The sequence below is a fragment of the Pseudomonas sp. B10 genome, assembly GCF_900156235.1.
Taxonomy (GTDB): Bacteria; Pseudomonadota; Gammaproteobacteria; order Pseudomonadales; family Pseudomonadaceae; genus Aquipseudomonas; species Aquipseudomonas siliginis.
This window is the reverse complement of the sequence record NZ_LT707063.1, coordinates 1,045,998-1,063,156: the sequence shown is the minus strand read 5'-3', so window position 1 is coordinate 1,063,156 and position 17,159 is coordinate 1,045,998. Positions and strand designations below refer to the sequence as shown.

Below are 17,159 nucleotides of genomic sequence, written 5' to 3'. Positions count from 1 at the left end.
CACTGACAGTTCGAGGAGTGAAACATGCGTACGACAACCTCACAGGGACGTTGGGTTCCTATCGGTTTGATGGTCGCCGCATTGGCCGGTTGCGCCATGAGCAACACCGATTCGCCGGTGCAGACGCCCGGCCAGGCCAAGGCCTCCGATACTGAAATGCTTGAAGTCGGCGCGCAGTGGTTGCAGGACAAACCGCCAATCCGCGCGTTGAACATGTACCTTGATGGCTTTCATTTTTACAACGGTCATCCCGGCGCGCAGATGGAAGCGCACCACTACTGCTCGGCGCTCAACGAAGAAGTGTTCCAGTGCGTGATCTACGACGGCAACACCGCTGAAGCCAAGTTGATGGGCGTCGAATACATCATCAGCCAGCGCCTGTTTACGCAATTGCCGGCAAAAGAAAAAGCCTTGTGGCACAGCCATGCCCACGAAGTGACTTCCGGCCAGTTGGTCGCGCCGGGCATCCCGCAAGTGGCAGAAACGCGCTTGATGGAAAAACTCGCCAATACCTACGGCAAGACCTGGCACACCTGGCACACCGATCAGGACAAGCAACTGCCACTGGGCGTGCCGCAGTTGATGATGGGCTTTACCGCTGACGGTCAAGCCGATGCACAAATGGTCCGCCAGCGCGATCAGCGCCTGGGCATCGACAGTGCCGAGAAGAAAAAGGCTCGCGCCGGGATCAAACCGGCACCTGTCGCAACGGGAGCTGATGCGTGGCAGAAGGGCAACGCCGTGCAGCTCAACGACCCGACCGGCCATCAACACGTCATGCCGCGCCCGGCCACGCCAAGCGATGAGAATGCCCGGAGTCAGCCGTGATTTACGGCGCGCCGAACAGCATCGTCCAGTAAACGCCGTCGTCGCTGCGCGCTTCGCTGGCGAAGCCGGCGCCGACCTGAGTGAACATCGGGTTCATCAAGTTCGCGCAGTGGCCCGGGCTGGCCAGCCAGCCGGCCATGGCGTTGCCTGGTGAGCTTTGTCCGGCAGCGATATTTTCCCCGACCTGGCGGCCGCGATAACCGGCAGCACGGGCGCGGTCGGCCGGCATGTCACCGTCGGGATCGCGGTGGGCGAAATAATTGCCGTAAGCCATGGCTTTGCTGTGGCCCTGAGCCGCTGCGCCGAGGGCGGCGTTCCAGCTCAACGGCCGCGCGGCGGCAAAGCGCTGGCGGCCGCACATGCGCGGCCGGGCGCGGGCGGCGTTGACCTCGGCGAGCAGCGCCTTGCCGACGCTGCGGTTGTCACCGACGCGGCTGTCGAGCACCGGTTGCGCCAGCACCACCTGCCATTGATTGCGCGAATGGCTGACGCCGATGTCGGCGTAGTTCGCATCCAGCAAGGCAGCGCAATAGTCGCTCTGCAACTGATCGAAGGCCTCGTCGGCGTCTTCGGCTCCGATAATGCGGATGCTGCGCACCGTGATTGCTGAATAGCCGGAAGACTTCAACGCCTCGCGCATGCCGCCGCCGTAGCGATAGCCGATCGGCAAGGCCAGATTCGATTTCAAAGCCAACGGCGCCAGACGCTGCGCAGGGCGGCGGTCGCAGCGTTGCGGATGGGCGCGGTAATCATTGATGGCGGCCACCAGTTCGCGCTCTGCACTGGCGTGGGCGGATTCAGTGAAAAAGGGGAACAGGCTCAGCAGGCACAGCGAAACGAAGCGAGACGAACGAACGGCGTGGCGCATGGGACGGACAGCTCTGAAAGGGGACTGCGCTAGAGTGAGGGAGCCGTGTGTGGCGGCGCGGATAGGACTGGGTTTTTTGGACTTGGTTCAGTGGCGGCAAATGCAATTGAATTGCTGTTGTTCGAACCGCTGCCTTCGCGAGCAGGCTCGCTCCCACATCGCGCTTACGGCGTACTCGAACAACTGTGGGAGCGAGCCTGCTCGCGAAGACGCCGCCCCGGTCAACCCCTTTATCACTGGCAAACAACCACTAGCGATTCAACACATCCCCCATCCACCGCAAATACTCCCCCCGCTCGGAAATCGAGTTATGCCCCGAGTCCGGCACCACCTTCAGCGTCGCCACGCCCGCGGGAAAACTCTCGAACAAGCGCTGCGTGCTGCTGCGTCCAATCACGTCGTCATCACTGGCCGCCAACAGCAACGTCGGCGTGCGGATATGCGCCGCGTACTTGCCCGATTCGAAACGATCCTTGAGCAACCACTTCACCGGCACCCACGGGTATTGCCGTTCGGCGATTTCCTCGAGGCTGTTGAACGGCGTCACCAGAATCAGATTCTGCACCGGCCGCTGACTGGCCAAGCGCACCGCCACCCCCGAACCGAGGCTGCGACCGACCACGGCGACCTGCGGATGAGTGGCATTGACCTGATCGAACAACGCCAGTGCATCTTCGGCAATCGCGGCTTCCGATGGCGAGCCGGTGCTGCCACCAAAGCCCCGGTAATGCAGGAAATACAGCGCGTAGTCGGGAAACGCCTCGGCGAATTGCGGCAGATTTCGCGAGACGTCCTCGGCATTGCCCCCGAAATAGATCAGCGCCCGCGTTCCGCTGCGCTCTCGGTCAGTCACCCAGATCTCGGCATCCGGCATCGACAGTTTCAAGCGCGAATCCGCTGCAACCACGGCGGCAGGCTGGGGAAACCAGATCAGCGAGCGCTGAAACACGAACAGCGCGGCGCACAGCAGCAGGTACACGGCAACGATGAAAACGACGAGTGACATCAGGGTTCGGGACATTCGGCTACTTTTAACGGGGAGAGAGGTTGGCTGTGGCAGTTTAGTTCAGCGCCTGCGCCTGACAGCCGGCGCACACACCATGCAACAGATCCGCGCAGCAGGAGGACACGCATGCGCCACACTGAGGGTTACTCCCGTCGCCGCTTGCTCACCCTGGCTGCCCAGGCTGCGGCGCTGTTCACCATTGATCGGGCGTTGGCCAGCAGCGTAGCGCCGACCGCCACTGCGCCGCACACGGCAGGAGACCAGACCATGCAGACCCGCGCCATCCCTTCGAGCTCCGAGGCACTGCCCATGGTCGGGTTGGGCACCTATCGCGGTTTCGACGTCGCGCCGGGCGATCCGGTTTACCGGCAGTTGCCCGCCGTCCTCGAAGCGCTGTTCAGAAAGGGCGGCACGCTGATCGACAGCTCGCCCATGTATGGCCGCGCCGAGCAGACCACCGGTGAACTGCTGTCGATCCACGAACCACGTTCGCCGGCTTTCCTCGCCACCAAGGTGTGGACGCGCGGACGCGAGGAAGGCATCGCGCAGATGGAGCAGTCCTTCAGCCTGCTGCAAACCGAGCGCATCGACCTGATGCAGATTCACAACCTGCTCGACTGGCAAACCCATTTGCCGACCCTGCGCGAATGGCAGGAGCAGGGACGGATTCGCTACATCGGCATCACCCATTACACCTCGTCGGCCTATGACGAAGTCGAAGCGGTGCTGAAAGCCGAGAAGCTGGATTTTCTGCAGATCAACTACGCCCTCGATGATCGCGCGGTCGAGAAACGCATCCTGCCGCTGTGCCGTGAGCGTGGGGTGGCGGTGATTTGTAATCGGCCGTTTGGCGGCGGCGATTTGCTCGCCCGGCTCAAAGGCAAGCCGCTGCCGGCTTGGGTCTCGGATGTACAGGTCAACAGTTGGCCGCAACTGGCACTGAAATTTCTCCTGGCGCACCCGGCGGTGACCTGTGTGATTCCCGGGACCAGCAATCCGCGCTACATGGCTGACAACGCCGGAGCCGGTTTTGGGCCGATGTTGACCGATGCGCAGCGGCATCAGTTGATTGCGTTGCTGGGCTGATCAGCCTTGAAAATTCGCGAAGCCCTTTTGATTAATTGCAAATTGTTCTAAAAAACTGTCAACCCTGACAGTTGGCTGAGCTGTGCCTGAAGCCAATCATGCAGTTCCAGCCAAACGGCCGAACAGTCATGAACGTGAAACACCAGAGATTTCTTGGTTTGGCAGGCGTCTGCCTGATATTGACGTCCCTCAAGGTAATCGGCGAAACCGCAGAGTATGTGTGCATGGGAAGCCAGAGAGGCCAAATCGCAATCGTGCGGGCAAATTCTTTATTGGAGGCGAACCAGTTAGCCAAGGCAGCGTGGGGGGCTGCCGGCTGCTATAAAAAGTGACTCAACTGCGATAGCGCAACGCCTCCAGCAACAACGCAAACGCCGGCGCTGCCTGGCGTCGGCTCGGGTAGTACAGGTGATAACCGGAAAATGCCGGGCACCAGTCTCCCAGCACCTGGACCAGGCGACCGTCCGCCAGAAACGGCGCAACGACGTTTTCCGGGATGTAGCTCAGACCGAAACCGTCCAGCGCGGCGTCGAGCAATGGGTACACGCCATTCAAGGTGACCTGGCCGGAGACGCGCACTTTCAGGCTTTCACCGTCCTTTTCGAACTCCCACGAATACAGTCCGCCATTGGTTGGCAGGCGCAGGTTGTTACAGGCGTGGTCGGTCAGGTCGCGCGGGGTTTGCGGTGCAGGGCGCCGGGCGAAGTAGGCGGGCGAACCGACCACGGCCATGCGCATGTCCGGACCGATACGGGTGGCGATCATGCCTTGGGCGACGTCTTCGCCCAGGCGCACACCGGCATCGAAGCCTTGGCCGGCGATGTCGACGAAGCCATAGTCACAGCAAACCTCGACGGACACATCCGGGTACTGCGGCAGGAAATCCTGCAACACCGGACGCAGGATCCAGTTCAGCGAATGGTCGGTGGCGCTGATGCGGATCTTTCCCGCCGGGGTTTCGCGCAGGTTGCTCAGGGCGGCCAGTTCCACCTCGATTTCCTCGAAGCGCGGGCCGATGGTTTGCAGCAAATGTTCGCCGGCCTCGGTCGGCGAAACGCTGCGCGTGGTGCGGGTCAGCAGGCGCAGGCCGAGTCGCGCCTCGAGACTGCGAATGGTGTGGCTAAGCGCCGATTGCGACACGCCGAGTTTGGCCGCAGCCTTGGTGAAACTGCGTTCACGGGCGACGGCAAGAAAGGCGAGCAGGTCGGTGGCGTTTTCCCGAAGCATTGATGATCGTCCTGCATAAGTTTTTTCGGATTCTAGTCGATTATCCAAAGAGTGCGGATCGCTACAGTGGTTGCATCATTTATTGGAGGAAATGCCATGAACCCGATTGCTGCTTCCGCACTGACGCTCTCGCTGCTGGCTGGCGAGGTGTATGCCACTGAAAATCCGCGTGTCACGGTCACACCGAATGGCTCGCAACCTTCGGCCAAAGGCCCGGCTGACTGGTTTACCGGCACGGTGCGGGTGGATGCGCCGTTCAAAGGTACCGACGAGGCGCGGGTCAGTGGCGCGACCGTAACGTTTGAGCCTGGCGCGCGAACGGCGTGGCATACCCATCCGCTGGGGCAGACATTGATCGTCACTTCCGGGGCAGGGTTCGTGCAGGAGTGGGGCCAGCCAGCGCGTGAAATCCGCCCGGGCGACACCGTGTGGATTGCCCCGGGCGCCAAGCATTGGCACGGGGCAACGCCGACGACGGCGATGAGTCACATTGCGATTGCCGAAGTGCTGTATGGCAAGGTGGTGGACTGGATGGAGCAGGTCAGTGATGAGCAATATCCGCGCTAAGCGAGGCACCCTGTAGTAGCTGTCGAGTGCAGCTAGGCTGCGATCTTTTGATCTTGCTTTGGAGATCAAAGATCGCAGCCTGCGGCAGATCCTACAGGGGTGTTTTTACGTCGACTTTCTTCAGATCATCTCCGGCAACGAATCAAGAATCTTGTCCAGCGTAATCGGATATTCGCGGACCCTTGCGCCGGTGGCGTTGTAGATCGCATTCGCCACCGCCGCACTCACGCCGCAAATTCCCAATTCACCCACGCCCTTGGCCTTCATCGGCGACGAAATCGGGTCGGTTTCTTCGAGGAAGATCACTTCCTGATGCGGAATGTCGGCGTGCACCGGCACTTCGTATCCAGCCAGGTCATGGTTGACGAAAAAGCCCAGGCGCTTGTCCACCGCCAGTTCTTCCATCAAGGCGGCGCCGACGCCCATGGTCATCGCGCCGATGACCTGACTGCGCGCCGACGTCGGGTTGAGGATCCGCCCCGCAGCGCAAACCGCCAACATGCGCCGTACGCGAACTTCGCCAGTGGCGGCATCGACGGCGACTTCGACGAAATGCGCGCCGAAGGTCGATTGCTGATATTTCTCGGCCAGATCACCGAACTCGATGCTGTCTTCGCCGACCAGCGCGCCGCCTTCAGCCGCGTTGCGCAGCGGCAGGCTCTTGCTGCCGACCCGCACCTGACCATCGGCGAACTCCGCCTGATCCGCCGCGAGTCCCAGCTTCTGCGCCACCGCTTCACGCAGTTTCACACAGGCGGCATAGACGCCGGAGGTCGAGCAGTTCCCACCGAACTGACCGCCAGACCCAGCCGAAACCGGGAAGTCCGAATCACCCAGACGCACGACTACATCATCGAGACCAACGCCCATCATCTCGGCAGCGGTCTGCGCGATGATCGTGTAGCTGCCGGTGCCGATATCGGTCATGTCGGTTTCGACGACGACTTTGCCGTCACGCTCCAGGCGCACACGGGCGCCGGACTTGACCAGCAGGTTGTTGCGAAACGCCGCCGCCACACCCATGCCGATCAACCAACGGCCTTCACGACGGCTGCCCGGTTGCGCCTTGCGCTGATCCCAGCCGAATTTCTCCGCGCCGATCTGCAGGCATTTGACCAGTTGACGCTGGGAGAACGGCCGCTCGGTTTTCACCGGGTCGACTTGAGTGTCGTTAGCGATGCGGAACAGCACCGGGTCCATCTTCAGCTGTTCGGCCATTTCGTCCATGGCAATTTCCAGCACCATCAGCCCCGGCGCTTCACCCGGCGCGCGCATGGCGTTGCCTTCGGGCAGGTCGAGCGGGGCGAGGCGCATGCTGACGCGGCGGTTTTCTGCGGCGTAGAGCAACTGGCTCGGTTGCGCGGCCAGTTCGACCTTGCCGTCAGCAAGGTTGCCCGACCAGCCTTCATGGGCGATGGCGGTCAGCTTGCCGTCCGCCGCGGCGGCCATGCGGATGCGCTGAATCGTAGCCGGGCGATGGGTGGTGTTATTGGCCATTTGCGGGCGGGCGAGGGCGACTTTTACCGGCCGCCCCGCCATGCGCGCGCCGAGAGCGGCGAGGATCACGTCGGCGCGGATGAACAGCTTGCCGCCGAAACCACCGCCGATGTACGGCGAGACCAAACGCACTTTTTCCTTCGGCAGGCCGAGGGTTTTTGCAATGTCACCGACACTCCAGGCGACCATCTGGTTCGACGTCCACACGGTCAGATGATCGCCTTTCCACGCGGCGAGTGTGGCGTGCGGTTCCATCATCGCGTGGGACTGGTCTGGTGTGGTGTAGGTCTGATCGAACTGCACCGGAGCGGCGGTGAAGGCCTTGTCGAAGTCGCCGTGATTGACGTCCGGCAGCTCGTCTTTCGGCTCGACGCCGAGGTCTTTGACGCTGGCCAGATCGAACTTGCCTTCGCTGGTCTCGTAATCGACCCTGACCAGTTGCGCGGCGGCGCGGGCCTGTTCGAAGGTTTCGGCAACCACCAATGCAACGGCTTGCTGGTAGTGCTGCACTTCGGGACCGGCGAGCAAATGCGCGGCGTTGTAATCGCCTTTGTCGAGCTTGCCGGCGTTCTCGGCAGTAACGATCGCCAGCACGCCGGGCGCCGCTTTGGCCTCGCCCAGATGAATGGCTTTGATTCGGCCTTTGGCAATCGCCGAGTCAACCATGAAGCCGTAGGCCTGATTGGCCGCCGCTTCATGTTGTTCGTAGGCGTAAGTGGCCTGGCCGCTGGTTTTCAACGGGCCTTCGATGCGCTTGGTGGGCTGGCCGACGACCTTCAGGCGGTCGATGGGATTGGTGGTGGCGGGCGTGTCGAATTTCATGCGGTTTCCCTCGCTTGCGCCAACACCGAAGCCAGGGTGCGCTCGACCAGTGTCAGTTTGAATTGGTTGTCATCGGTGGGTGTCGCGCCTTCCAGCAGGCGTTCGCTGACCGCTTTGGCGCCCTTGGGCAACAGCGCTTCAGCGGCTTCGACCCGCCACGGTTTCGGCGCGATACCGCCGACGGCTACGCGGCCGGTGCCGTCTTTTTGCAGGATCAAACCGACCGAGACCAGGGCAAAGGCGTAAGACGAGCGATCCCTCACCTTGTGATAAATGTGTGTGCCGCCAACCGGCGGCGGCAGGGTCACTGCGGTAATGAATTCGCCGGGCGTGAGGCTGGTTTCGATGTGCGGCGTGTTGCCCGGCAATTGATGGAAATCGGCCATGGGAATGCTGCGCGTGCTGCCGTCAGGCTTGACCGTTTCGATCTGCGCATCGAGTGCGCGCATGGCGATGGCCATGTCGCTCGGGTGGGTGGCGATGCAAGCGTCGCTGACGCCAATGATTCCGAGTTGCCGGGTGACCCCGCCGATCGCCGCGCAACCGCTGCCGGGGTTGCGTTTGTTGCAGGCCTGGTGGGTGTCATAGAAGTACGGGCAGCGGGTGCGTTGCAGCAGGTTGCCGGCGGTGGTCGCCATGTTGCGCAACTGCCCGGAAGCCCCGGCGAGCAGGGCGCGGGAGAGCAGGGCGTAGTCCTTGCGCACGCGCGCGTCGGCGGCCAGATCGGTGTTGCGCACCAGCGCGCCGATGCGCAGTCCGCCCTCGGGTGTTGCTTCGATCTGGTCCAGGCCGAGGTGGTTGATGTCGATCAGGTGCACCGGGGTTTCGATGTCGAGTTTCATCAGGTCGAGCAGGTTGGTGCCGCCGGCGATGAACTTGGCGCCCTCGACTTGCGCAGCCTGGGATGCGGCTGCCGCAGGTGAGTCGGCGCGGCTGTAATTGAAGGCTCTCATACCGGCACCTCCGCGACTTCAGTGATGGCTTCGATGATGTTCGAGTAAGCGCCGCAGCGGCAGATATTGCCGCTCATGCGCTCCTGCAGTTCGGCGGCGATCAGTTTGGGCGGCTCGGTCAGGCTTGGGCTGACGTGGCTGGGAATGCCGTCGCGGATCTCTTTGAGCACAGCGACCGCCGAGCAGATCTGCCCCGGCGTGCAATAGCCGCACTGATAACCGTCGTGCTTGATGAACGCGGCCTGCATCGGGTGCAGCTTGTCCGGCATGCCGAGGCCTTCGATGGTGGTCACCTCGCTGCCGTCGTGCATCACCGCCAGGGTCAGGCAGGAGTTGATCCGCCGACCGTCGGCGATCACCGTGCAGGCGCCGCACTGGCCGTGGTCGCAGCCTTTCTTGGTGCCGGTCAGGTGCAGATGTTCGCGCAGGGCGTCGAGCAGGGTGGTGCGGGTGTCGACTTCGAGGGTTTGCGGTTTACCGTTGACTTGCAGGGTCACTTTACTCATGGCCGGTTGCTCCAGACTGGCCGCGTAGGCCTTGAGGCTGATAAAGGGGGGCATGGCGAACGCCGTCGCGGTTACGGCGCCGAGGATCATGAAATTGCGTCGGGAAATCGGCATGGTTCGATTCCTTGTCTCTCATCGGGCGGCAGGATTGCAAAAGGCCCAAACGGGCGCGCCGGCATGCATGCCAGTCTCGTAAAAGGAGTGACCGCAGCGGGAGGGAAAAGGTTTTGTCGGATTTGCGCTAAAGAGTTATGTGCGCAGCTCATCAATTGACCTGTGGGAGCGAGCCTGCTCGCGAAAGCGTCGGGTCAGACCCAGCCGCTGCTGGATGTGCCGACCTCTTCGCGAGCAGGCTCGCTCCCACAGTGGAGATGTGTTTTTCAGTTATGGCCCACCCACCACCATCGAGGTAAACGGTGCGACGTACGCCTGCAACGTCACCAGCCCGCCGACCAGGATCGCCAGCACGATCGAGTGGAAGAACACATAACGCAGGATCTCGCCCTCATGCCCGTACCAACGGGTCGCGGTGGAGGCGACGACGATCGACTGCGCGTCGACCATCTTGCCCATCACCCCACCGGAACTGTTCGCTGCCGCCATCAGCACCGGGCTGATACCCAGCTGTTCCGAGGTCACCCGTTGCAAGCCGCCAAACAGCACGTTCGAAGCGGTGTCGGAACCGGTCAGCGCCACCCCCAGCCAGCCGAGCAGCGTGCCGAACATCGGATAGAAAATCCCCGTGGCCGCAAACGCCAGGCCCATGGTCGCATCCAGCCCCGAATAGCGCGTGAGGAAGCCCAGCGCGAGCATCGCCGCAATCGTGATCAACGAAAATCGCACCACCCACAACGTGCGCAGGTACTGCTTGATCAGTTGCGGGATCGAATAACCCATCAGCAGACCGCCGACAATCGCCGCCAGCAAAATCCCGCTGCCGGTCGCGGTCAGCCAGGTGAACTTGTAAATCGCTTCCTCGGCTTTCGGCGCCGCGACAACCGGCGGTACTTTTTCTATTTGCAGATGCAGACCGGTGAAGGTCACCGCCGGGGCGAATATCGGATTGGCCTCGCGTACCGGTTTGCCTTGCGGGTCGAGCTTGGCCGATTGCGTGACCGGGTCGATCACCGGGCGCGTATCGAACATGTTCTTGAAGCCCTGCGTGCCCCAGGCAAACACGAACACCGTGAGAATGATCCACGGCATCCAAGCCCGCATCACTGCCGGGCGCGCCTGATCGCTGAACGCGGCGCTGGCGGTGACTGTTTCCTCGTCGACCTTGGAGTTGTCGACGCGCCCGGACAGCGCTGCCGAGGTGTGGATGGTTGCCGGTTTCCACACCTTGAGGAACAGCGTCAGGCAGGCCATGGAAATCAGCGCAGCGATGACGTCCACCAGCATCGGCCCGTGATAGTTCGAGACGAGAAATTGCGGGATGGCGAAACTCACTCCAGCCACCAGAATCGCCGGCCACACCTCAAGCATCTTGCGCCACCCGGCAAACGCCCAGATCAGCCAGAACGGCACCAGCACCGAGAAGAACGGCAACTGCCGGCCAACCATCATCGACAGCTCCATCTCATCCAGCCCGGTGACTTTGGCCAAGGTGATGATCGGTGTGCCCAGCGCACCGAAAGCAACAGGTGCAGTGTTGGCGATCAGCGCCAGGCCGGATGCGGCCAATGGCGAAAAACCCAGGCCGATCAGAATCGCACCGGTCACTGCCACCGGCGTGCCAAAGCCTGCCGCGCCTTCGAAGAACGCACCGAAACAGAAGGCGATCAGCAACAACTGCAAGCGTCGGTCATCGGTGATGCGCGCGAGGGAATCCTGCAGCACTTTGAACGAACCATTCTCGGTGGTCAGGCGATGCAGGAAGATGATGTTGAGCACAATCCAGCCGATCGGCAGCAAGCCATTCGCCGCGCCGAACAACGCCGCCGAACCGGCCATGCCTGCTGGCATATCGAAGGCGAAAATCGAGATCAGCAGGGCGGAGGCCAGCGCCAACAGCGCCGCCAGATGCGCCTTGACGTGAAAGAACGCCAGCGCCGCGAGCATCACCACTACCGGCACGGCGGCCATCAGCGTGGAGAGCACCGGGTTGCCGAACGGGTCGTAGATTTGCTGCCAGACCATGATCCACCTCTGCTTATTGTTATTGAGGGTGCAGATCCATTGCATGGGGGTAGGTTGCAAGCAGTATAGGTGGCGTTACGCGGCTGTTCGGCTGCGACGAACAAGCCGACAAACGGTCGGTAGTGGCCACTGAATCAACGCGTTTTTGCCCGGTCGTATCTGCGGCTGCGCGCACTGCGTCCCGAAGACGCGGGCGGCGTGGCGATTTCCGTCGTCAAGACCTTGGGTTTTAGGGAAGTGTTGAATGAAGCAAGCGACAACCATGCTGCTCACTGTGACCGCCGCCGTATTGCTCAGCGGCTGTATTGCGGATTTTGATGATGACCACCGGCATGGCCGGCATTACGACCGCGACCATGGCCGTTACTACGACCATGACCGGCGCTGGGACGACCGCGATGACGACCGCCGCGATGGCCGTCGTTATCACCGTGATCGCGATGATGACTGATTGAATGAAGAGGGCGTTCCCATCAAAGGAACGCCCTCTGTGCATCAGCCTCAGTTGAAAAAACGAGCGTTCGCCTGGACGCGGGATCGCGCAGGCACCGAGGCCTCGTGATCGAGCAGATGGGTGGCGAGTATGTCGCTCAGAAAACGGAACTGATCGTTGAGGCCGACCACTTCATTGCTGAAATGGTTGCTGGCGGCGGGCATCAGCAGATCGTCGAAATCTTCGTTGAACACCAGCGTCTGCGCCTTGCGCGGCACGACGTGCTGTTGGTAGTAGTTGCTGCCGAACACCGGGAAACTCACGGAGAGGGTGACTTGGGTGTGGATCATGATGTGAACGCCTCGTTGTGTTTCGGATGGGTCAATCGTGCCTTTCATCATGGGAGGGCGGAAGGCAATCGTGGCGATGGTGGATATCGATGGTGGTGATGGTTGAGGTTTGTGGTGCTGCTGTTGGCGCCTGCGCGAGCAGGCTCGCTCCCACAGGTGCAACACATTTCAAATGTGGGAGCGAGCCTGCTCGCGAAGAGGCCGGAACCTTCAGCATCGAAATCGACTGACCTGCCTATACTCAAACCAGCACCTCCCCAAGCCAAAGGACACCGCCACCGTGAACCCGCGCGCGCTGGTCGTTGCCGCACTGTTTCTGCTGGCCGGCTGCGCCACTTCGGCCCGGGCGCCAGTGAGTGCGCCGCAGGCGGTGGTGGTGTCGGCGCAAACCTGGCAGCAGATCGACCGCGAGATCCTCAGCGCATCGCAGCAGGCCACCGAGCAGGTCAAGCTGTTCGCCCGTGGCTCGATGGAACATTGGCGCACTCGGGTCTATCAGCAAACTGAAGAAAATTTCATCCCTTGGTTCAGCAGCTACTGGACCCAGGAATGGCTGTCGATGAAGGTCAGTTGGTACACGATCAGCGCCGGCGGCGAGCAGGACGCTTCGGCGAAACGGCTGGCGGCGTATCTGCTTGAGCAATATCAGGAAAAAGTCCTCGCGCCGGTCGCCGTGGAGATAGATCCGGATGCGATCTTGGCGCAGGCCACGGCGTTCTACGCGCAGTTGATGGCGCAGCAGATGCCGCTCATCGCCCAGCGTCACGGTGTGCCGATTGCGCAGCTCAACGGACGCTTGCAGAAGATCCCGGCCATCGCCCTCGGCCCGCCGCCGGCGCGGGATGCTTCGCTGTTCAAAGTCATCAGCACCGAGCCGCTCAACACCCTCCCGGCGTACGCCGCACTGATCGACAAGATCCACACCGACGGCGGCGCCAAGGGCATTTCCTCCACCGAAGCAGCCATGGCCCCGGTGGCCAAGCGCGCCAGCCAGCGCATCGAAGCAGAAATGGCCCCGCGCGGCGCCGCCAGTGCGGTGGCGGCAGCGGCGGGTAAACTCGCCGGGGCGATGATTTCGGTCGGCGTGGCCGGCATACGCGCAATCATCCAGGCCAACGACCGCCCCGACAGCGAAGCGCTGATCCGCAGCAGCCTCGGCAATACCTTCGACAAGGCCTGGCAGAAGCTGCTGCAGAATCCGACCACGGGGGTGATGGCCGGCACGTTGCACATGGCCGGGCAGGTCGAAGGTAATTTGGGCGTGAATGAACCAACGCCTATCGGTGTGAGCGCTGTGCCATAGCGCTTGTACCTGCGAAGTTTTGTTGGCGGCGGTCGCGCCCGGATCAGAGCGGATGCTAGTCTTGCGCAACGCTGTTGTCAGGGAGCCCACATGGGCAATCACAAGATCGAGATTCGCCGCAGTAACGTCGAGAAAATCCTGCTGGCGGCGGAAAAGGTTTTCGCCGAAAAAGGCTTCGGCAGCACCGCCATGGCGGACATCGCTGCCGAAGTGCAGTTGCCGCGTTCCAATCTGCATTACTACTTCAGCACCAAGAGCGAGCTGTACAGCGCAGTGCTGTTCGATCTGCTGGAAGTGTGGAAGCAGGACGCGCTGTGCTTCGAGATGTTCGACGACCCGCGCGTGGTGCTGAGCAGTTACATCCGCGCCAAGATGAATCATTCACGCAGCCGGCCCTATGGCTCGAAAGTCTGGGCCAACGAGATCATCCACGGCGCGCCGACCCTGGGCGAGGCGCTGGATGCGAGCCTGTATGACTGGGCGAAGATGAAGGAAGCGAAGATTCGCCAGTGGGTCGAGGACAAGCGGATCCTGCCGGTGGAGCCGTCGGGGTTGCTGTACATGATCTGGGCGTCGACCCAGCACTACGCCGACTTTGATCATCAGGTGAATATTCTGAATGATCATCAGCCTTTGTCGGATATGCAGTTCGAGCGGGCGGTGCAGACAGTGACGGGGGTGATTTTGCGCGGGATCGGGCTGGAGCCTTGAACCCTGTAGTGGTCGGGCTGGCCTCTTCGCCAGCAGGCTCGCTCCCTCGCGAAACTGATCGTTCCCACGCTCCGCGTGGGAATGCTTCCAGGGACGCTCCGCGTTCCAATGGGACGCAGAGCGTCCCGGGCTGCATTCCCACGCAGGAGCGTGGGAACGATCAATTAAACCGCGACGTGGTAGGGGTTGCGCGGATCATGATTCCAGTCCAGAAACGGCTTGCCCGTTTCCATCGGTACCATCTCGATGCAGTCTGCCACGGGGCAGGTGATCTGGCACAGGTTGCAGCCCACACATTCCTCATCGATCACTTCATATTTATGCGTACCGTCGGCCTGTTTCAGACTGCCGATCGCCTGGTGTGACGTATCTTCGCAAGCAATGTGGCAACGCCCGCAACCGATGCACGCCTCCTGGTCGATCTTCGCGATCACCTGGTAGTTGATATCGAGGTACTTCCAATCCGTGGTGTTACCCACGGCGCGCCCGGAAAACTCGGCGATATTGGCGTAGCCCTGGCTGTCCATCCACCGCGACAAGCCGTCCTTCATCTCTTCGACAATGCGGAAACCATGCAGCATCGCCGCCGTGCACACCTGCACCGCGCCGCTGCCCAGCGCCATGAACTCCGCCGCGTCGCGCCAGCTGCCGATGCCGCCAATGCCGCAGATCGGCAAGCCCTGGGTCTGCGGATCACGGGCGATTTCCGCGACCATGTTCAGCGCAATCGGCTTGACCGCCGAACCGCAATAACCGCCGTGGGTGCTTTTGCTGCCGACGGTGGGCAGGGCGACCATGTGGTCCAAGTCGACGCTGGTGATCGAGTTGATCGTGTTGATCAGCGACACCGCATCGGCGCCACCACGATGCGCCGCCCGGGCGGCGACGCGGATGTCGGTGATATTCGGGGTGAGTTTGACGATCACCGGCAGCGAGCAGTACGTCTTGCACCAGCGCGTCACCTGCTCGACATATTCCGGCACCTGGCCGACCGCTGCGCCCATGCCGCGTTCGGGCATGCCGTGGGGGCAGCCGAAGTTGAGTTCGATGCCGTCGGCGCCAGTGGCCTCGACCAGCGGCAGGATGTGTTTCCACGACTCCTCGACACACGGCACCATCAGCGACACGATCAGCGCGCGATCCGGCCAATCCTTCTTCACTTGGGTGATTTCGCGCAGGTTGATTTCCAGCGAGCGGTCGGTGATCAGTTCGATGTTGTTGATGCCCAGCACTTCGCGATTGGCGCCGTAATGCGCCGAATAACGCGAGGAAACGTTGACCGCCGCCGGATCCTCACCCAGGGTTTTCCAGACCACTCCACCCCAGCCCGCTTCGAAGGCGCGGACCACGTTGTAGGCCTTGTCGGTGGGCGGCGCGGAAGCCAGCCAGAACGGGTTGGGAGCTTTGATGCCGGCGAAGACTATCGAGAGATCGGCCATTTACGCAGCCTCCACGTTGAGCATCAGTTGAGCGTTGATCGCCTCGGCGGCGCGTTTGCCGTGCTGCACCGCTTGCACGGTGAGGTCCTGATCGAGGCTGGTGCAGTCGCCGCCGGCATACACGCCGGGGACGCTGGTGCGCAGGTGTTCATCGACCGCGATGCGTTCGCCCTGACGCTTGAGTTCGCGCGCCAGCGGATCGCTGAGGGCGTTGTCATCGAAGCTCTGGCCGATCGCTTTGAAGATCGCATCGGCAGCCAGCTCAAAGGTTTCTCCGGTGGTTTGCAGACGCCCTTCAACCAGATCGGTGCGGGCGAAACGCATGCCGCGCACGCGGCCCTGATCATCAAGCAACACTTGCTCCGGCTGCGCCCAGGTCAGCAATCGCACCTGATTGGCTTTGGCGATGTCCTGCTCATGGTGGGTGGCGCCCATGTCTGCCGCACCACGGCGATACACCAGATTGACGTCGCGCGCGCCGAGGCGGGCCATCTGCACGGCCATGTCGATCGCCGTGTTGCCAGCGCCGAGAACGATGCAGCGATCAGCCAAGGGCAGTTGCGTGAGGTCATCGGCCTGGCGCAGTTCGCGGATGTAGTCGGTGGCGGCGAGCAGGCCCGGCGCGTCTTCGTGGGCCAGACCGAGTTGCTTGCTGGCATTCAGGCCGAGGCCGAGGAATACCGCGTCAAACTGCTGATGCAGTTCGCTCAGGGTCAGGTTTGCACCGAGTTTCTGGCCGTGGCGGATTTCTATCCCGCCAATCTGCAGGAGAAAGTCCAGCTCCTTCTGCGCGTAATCGTCGACCAGTTTGTACTTGGCGATGCCGTACTCGTTGAGCCCGCCGGCCTTTTCCCGCGCTTCGAAAATCACCACGTCATGCCCGTGCATCGCGCTGCGATGGGCGCAGGACAACCCGGCCGGCCCGGCGCCGACCACGGCGATACGTTTACCTGTGGCCGGGGCGCGCTGGAACGGATGTTCGGCGAAATGTGCGTTGTCTACGGCATAACGTTGCAGCAGACCAATCAGCACCGGCGCACATTCCTGCGCGTTGTTGCGCACGCAGGCCTGCTGGCAGAGGATTTCCGTTGGACAGACCCGCGCGCAACTGCCGCCGAGGATGTTTGCCGAGAGGATCTTTTGCGCCGCGCCTTGGACGTTGTCCTGATGGATGTTGCGGATGAACGACGGGATATCGATTTCGCTGGGGCACGCATTGACGCAAGGCGCGTCGTAGCAATACAGGCAGCGCGAGGCTTCGAGATGCGCCTGACGGGCATTGAGCGGCGGCGCCAGATCAGTGAAATGGCCGGCGAGGGCGGCCGCGCTTTCGTGCGGATGGGGGAGGTGGTTCAGGGTCTCGATCACGGTTCATGGCCTCATGGCTGATTGAGGTGCTGCCTCTGGTGGGCAGTGGTTGATCG

Annotated in this window: 16 protein-coding genes; 6 read left to right on the top strand and 10 right to left on the bottom strand. The window is 62.1% G+C overall.

Annotated elements, in window-relative coordinates:
* The first annotated feature begins 24 nt into the window (after window positions 1-24).
* Window positions 25-828 (top strand): OBAP family protein, encoded by an 804-nt coding sequence (locus tag BXA01_RS04735; protein ID WP_083957539.1) that lies wholly within the window; start codon window positions 25-27, stop codon window positions 826-828.
* A 1-nt stretch (window position 829) separates the two neighbouring features.
* Here BXA01_RS04735 and BXA01_RS04730 read toward each other — a convergent pair whose 3' ends face one another.
* Together BXA01_RS04730 and BXA01_RS04725 are read right to left on the bottom strand one after the other, a co-directional pair.
* A complete protein-coding gene (locus BXA01_RS04730; protein ID WP_076563406.1) occupies window positions 830-1,696 on the bottom strand; it encodes a CAP domain-containing protein in 867 nt (288 codons plus the stop codon).
* 250 nt (window positions 1,697-1,946) lie between these two features.
* The gene (locus tag BXA01_RS04725; protein ID WP_076563405.1) at window positions 1,947-2,717 is read right to left on the bottom strand and encodes an alpha/beta hydrolase; all 771 of its coding nucleotides are present in this window, start codon (window positions 2,715-2,717) and stop codon (window positions 1,947-1,949) included.
* A 111-nt stretch (window positions 2,718-2,828) separates the two neighbouring features.
* Here BXA01_RS04725 and BXA01_RS04720 point away from each other — a divergent pair, with 111 nt between their 5' ends.
* A complete protein-coding gene (locus BXA01_RS04720; protein ID WP_172833997.1) occupies window positions 2,829-3,788 on the top strand; it encodes an aldo/keto reductase in 960 nt (319 codons plus the stop codon).
* A 333-nt stretch (window positions 3,789-4,121) separates the two neighbouring features.
* Here the strand turns inward: BXA01_RS04720 and BXA01_RS04710 are convergent, their stop codons facing one another.
* Complete coding sequence (locus tag BXA01_RS04710; RefSeq protein WP_076563403.1) at window positions 4,122-5,015, bottom strand: LysR family transcriptional regulator; 894 nt, start codon at window positions 5,013-5,015, stop codon at window positions 4,122-4,124.
* Between the two features lie 96 nt (window positions 5,016-5,111).
* Here BXA01_RS04710 and BXA01_RS04705 point away from each other — a divergent pair, with 96 nt between their 5' ends.
* Window positions 5,112-5,582 (top strand): (R)-mandelonitrile lyase, encoded by a 471-nt coding sequence (locus BXA01_RS04705; protein WP_076563402.1) that lies wholly within the window; start codon window positions 5,112-5,114, stop codon window positions 5,580-5,582.
* Between the two features lie 120 nt (window positions 5,583-5,702).
* On the opposite strand, the gene paoC is transcribed toward BXA01_RS04705, so the two are convergent.
* From paoC to BXA01_RS04685, 4 genes are all read right to left on the bottom strand, one after another.
* Window positions 5,703-7,901 carry an aldehyde oxidoreductase molybdenum-binding subunit PaoC gene (gene paoC / locus BXA01_RS04700; protein WP_076563401.1) on the bottom strand — a complete coding sequence of 733 codons (2,199 nt, stop codon included), beginning with the start codon at window positions 7,899-7,901 and terminating at the stop codon, window positions 5,703-5,705.
* Window positions 7,898-8,854 carry an FAD binding domain-containing protein gene (locus BXA01_RS04695; RefSeq protein WP_076563400.1) on the bottom strand — a complete coding sequence of 319 codons (957 nt, stop codon included), beginning with the start codon at window positions 8,852-8,854 and terminating at the stop codon, window positions 7,898-7,900. The genes paoC and BXA01_RS04695 overlap by 4 nt, the downstream gene beginning before the upstream one ends.
* Window positions 8,851-9,474, bottom strand: coding sequence for an aldehyde dehydrogenase iron-sulfur subunit PaoA (paoA, locus tag BXA01_RS04690; RefSeq protein WP_076563399.1), 624 nt, complete (start codon window positions 9,472-9,474; stop codon window positions 8,851-8,853). The genes BXA01_RS04695 and paoA overlap by 4 nt, the downstream gene beginning before the upstream one ends.
* Window positions 9,475-9,744: 270 nt before the next feature.
* Window positions 9,745-11,499 carry an L-lactate permease gene (locus tag BXA01_RS04685; protein WP_056789178.1) on the bottom strand — a complete coding sequence of 585 codons (1,755 nt, stop codon included), beginning with the start codon at window positions 11,497-11,499 and terminating at the stop codon, window positions 9,745-9,747.
* 244 nt (window positions 11,500-11,743) lie between these two features.
* On the opposite strand from BXA01_RS04685, the gene BXA01_RS04680 reads away from it, so the two are divergent.
* Window positions 11,744-11,950 carry a hypothetical protein gene (locus tag BXA01_RS04680; protein WP_016775135.1) on the top strand — a complete coding sequence of 69 codons (207 nt, stop codon included), beginning with the start codon at window positions 11,744-11,746 and terminating at the stop codon, window positions 11,948-11,950.
* 50 nt (window positions 11,951-12,000) lie between these two features.
* Here BXA01_RS04680 and BXA01_RS04675 read toward each other — a convergent pair whose 3' ends face one another.
* On the bottom strand, window positions 12,001-12,282 hold the full coding sequence (locus BXA01_RS04675; protein WP_041480860.1) for a hypothetical protein: 282 nt from the start codon (window positions 12,280-12,282) through the stop codon (window positions 12,001-12,003).
* Between the two features lie 280 nt (window positions 12,283-12,562).
* Here BXA01_RS04675 and BXA01_RS04670 point away from each other — a divergent pair, with 280 nt between their 5' ends.
* Together BXA01_RS04670 and BXA01_RS04665 are read left to right on the top strand one after the other, a co-directional pair.
* Complete coding sequence (locus tag BXA01_RS04670) at window positions 12,563-13,585, top strand: hypothetical protein (protein WP_076563398.1); 1,023 nt, start codon at window positions 12,563-12,565, stop codon at window positions 13,583-13,585.
* A gap of 90 nt (window positions 13,586-13,675) precedes the next feature.
* Window positions 13,676-14,296, top strand: coding sequence for a TetR/AcrR family transcriptional regulator (locus tag BXA01_RS04665; protein ID WP_024013291.1), 621 nt, complete (start codon window positions 13,676-13,678; stop codon window positions 14,294-14,296).
* Between the two features lie 164 nt (window positions 14,297-14,460).
* Here the strand turns inward: BXA01_RS04665 and preA are convergent, their stop codons facing one another.
* The gene (gene preA / locus BXA01_RS04660) at window positions 14,461-15,735 is read right to left on the bottom strand and encodes an NAD-dependent dihydropyrimidine dehydrogenase subunit PreA (RefSeq protein ID WP_076563397.1); all 1,275 of its coding nucleotides are present in this window, start codon (window positions 15,733-15,735) and stop codon (window positions 14,461-14,463) included.
* A complete protein-coding gene (locus BXA01_RS04655; RefSeq protein ID WP_076563396.1) occupies window positions 15,736-17,103 on the bottom strand; it encodes an NAD(P)-dependent oxidoreductase in 1,368 nt (455 codons plus the stop codon).
* Between the last annotated feature and the right edge of the window lie 56 nt (window positions 17,104-17,159).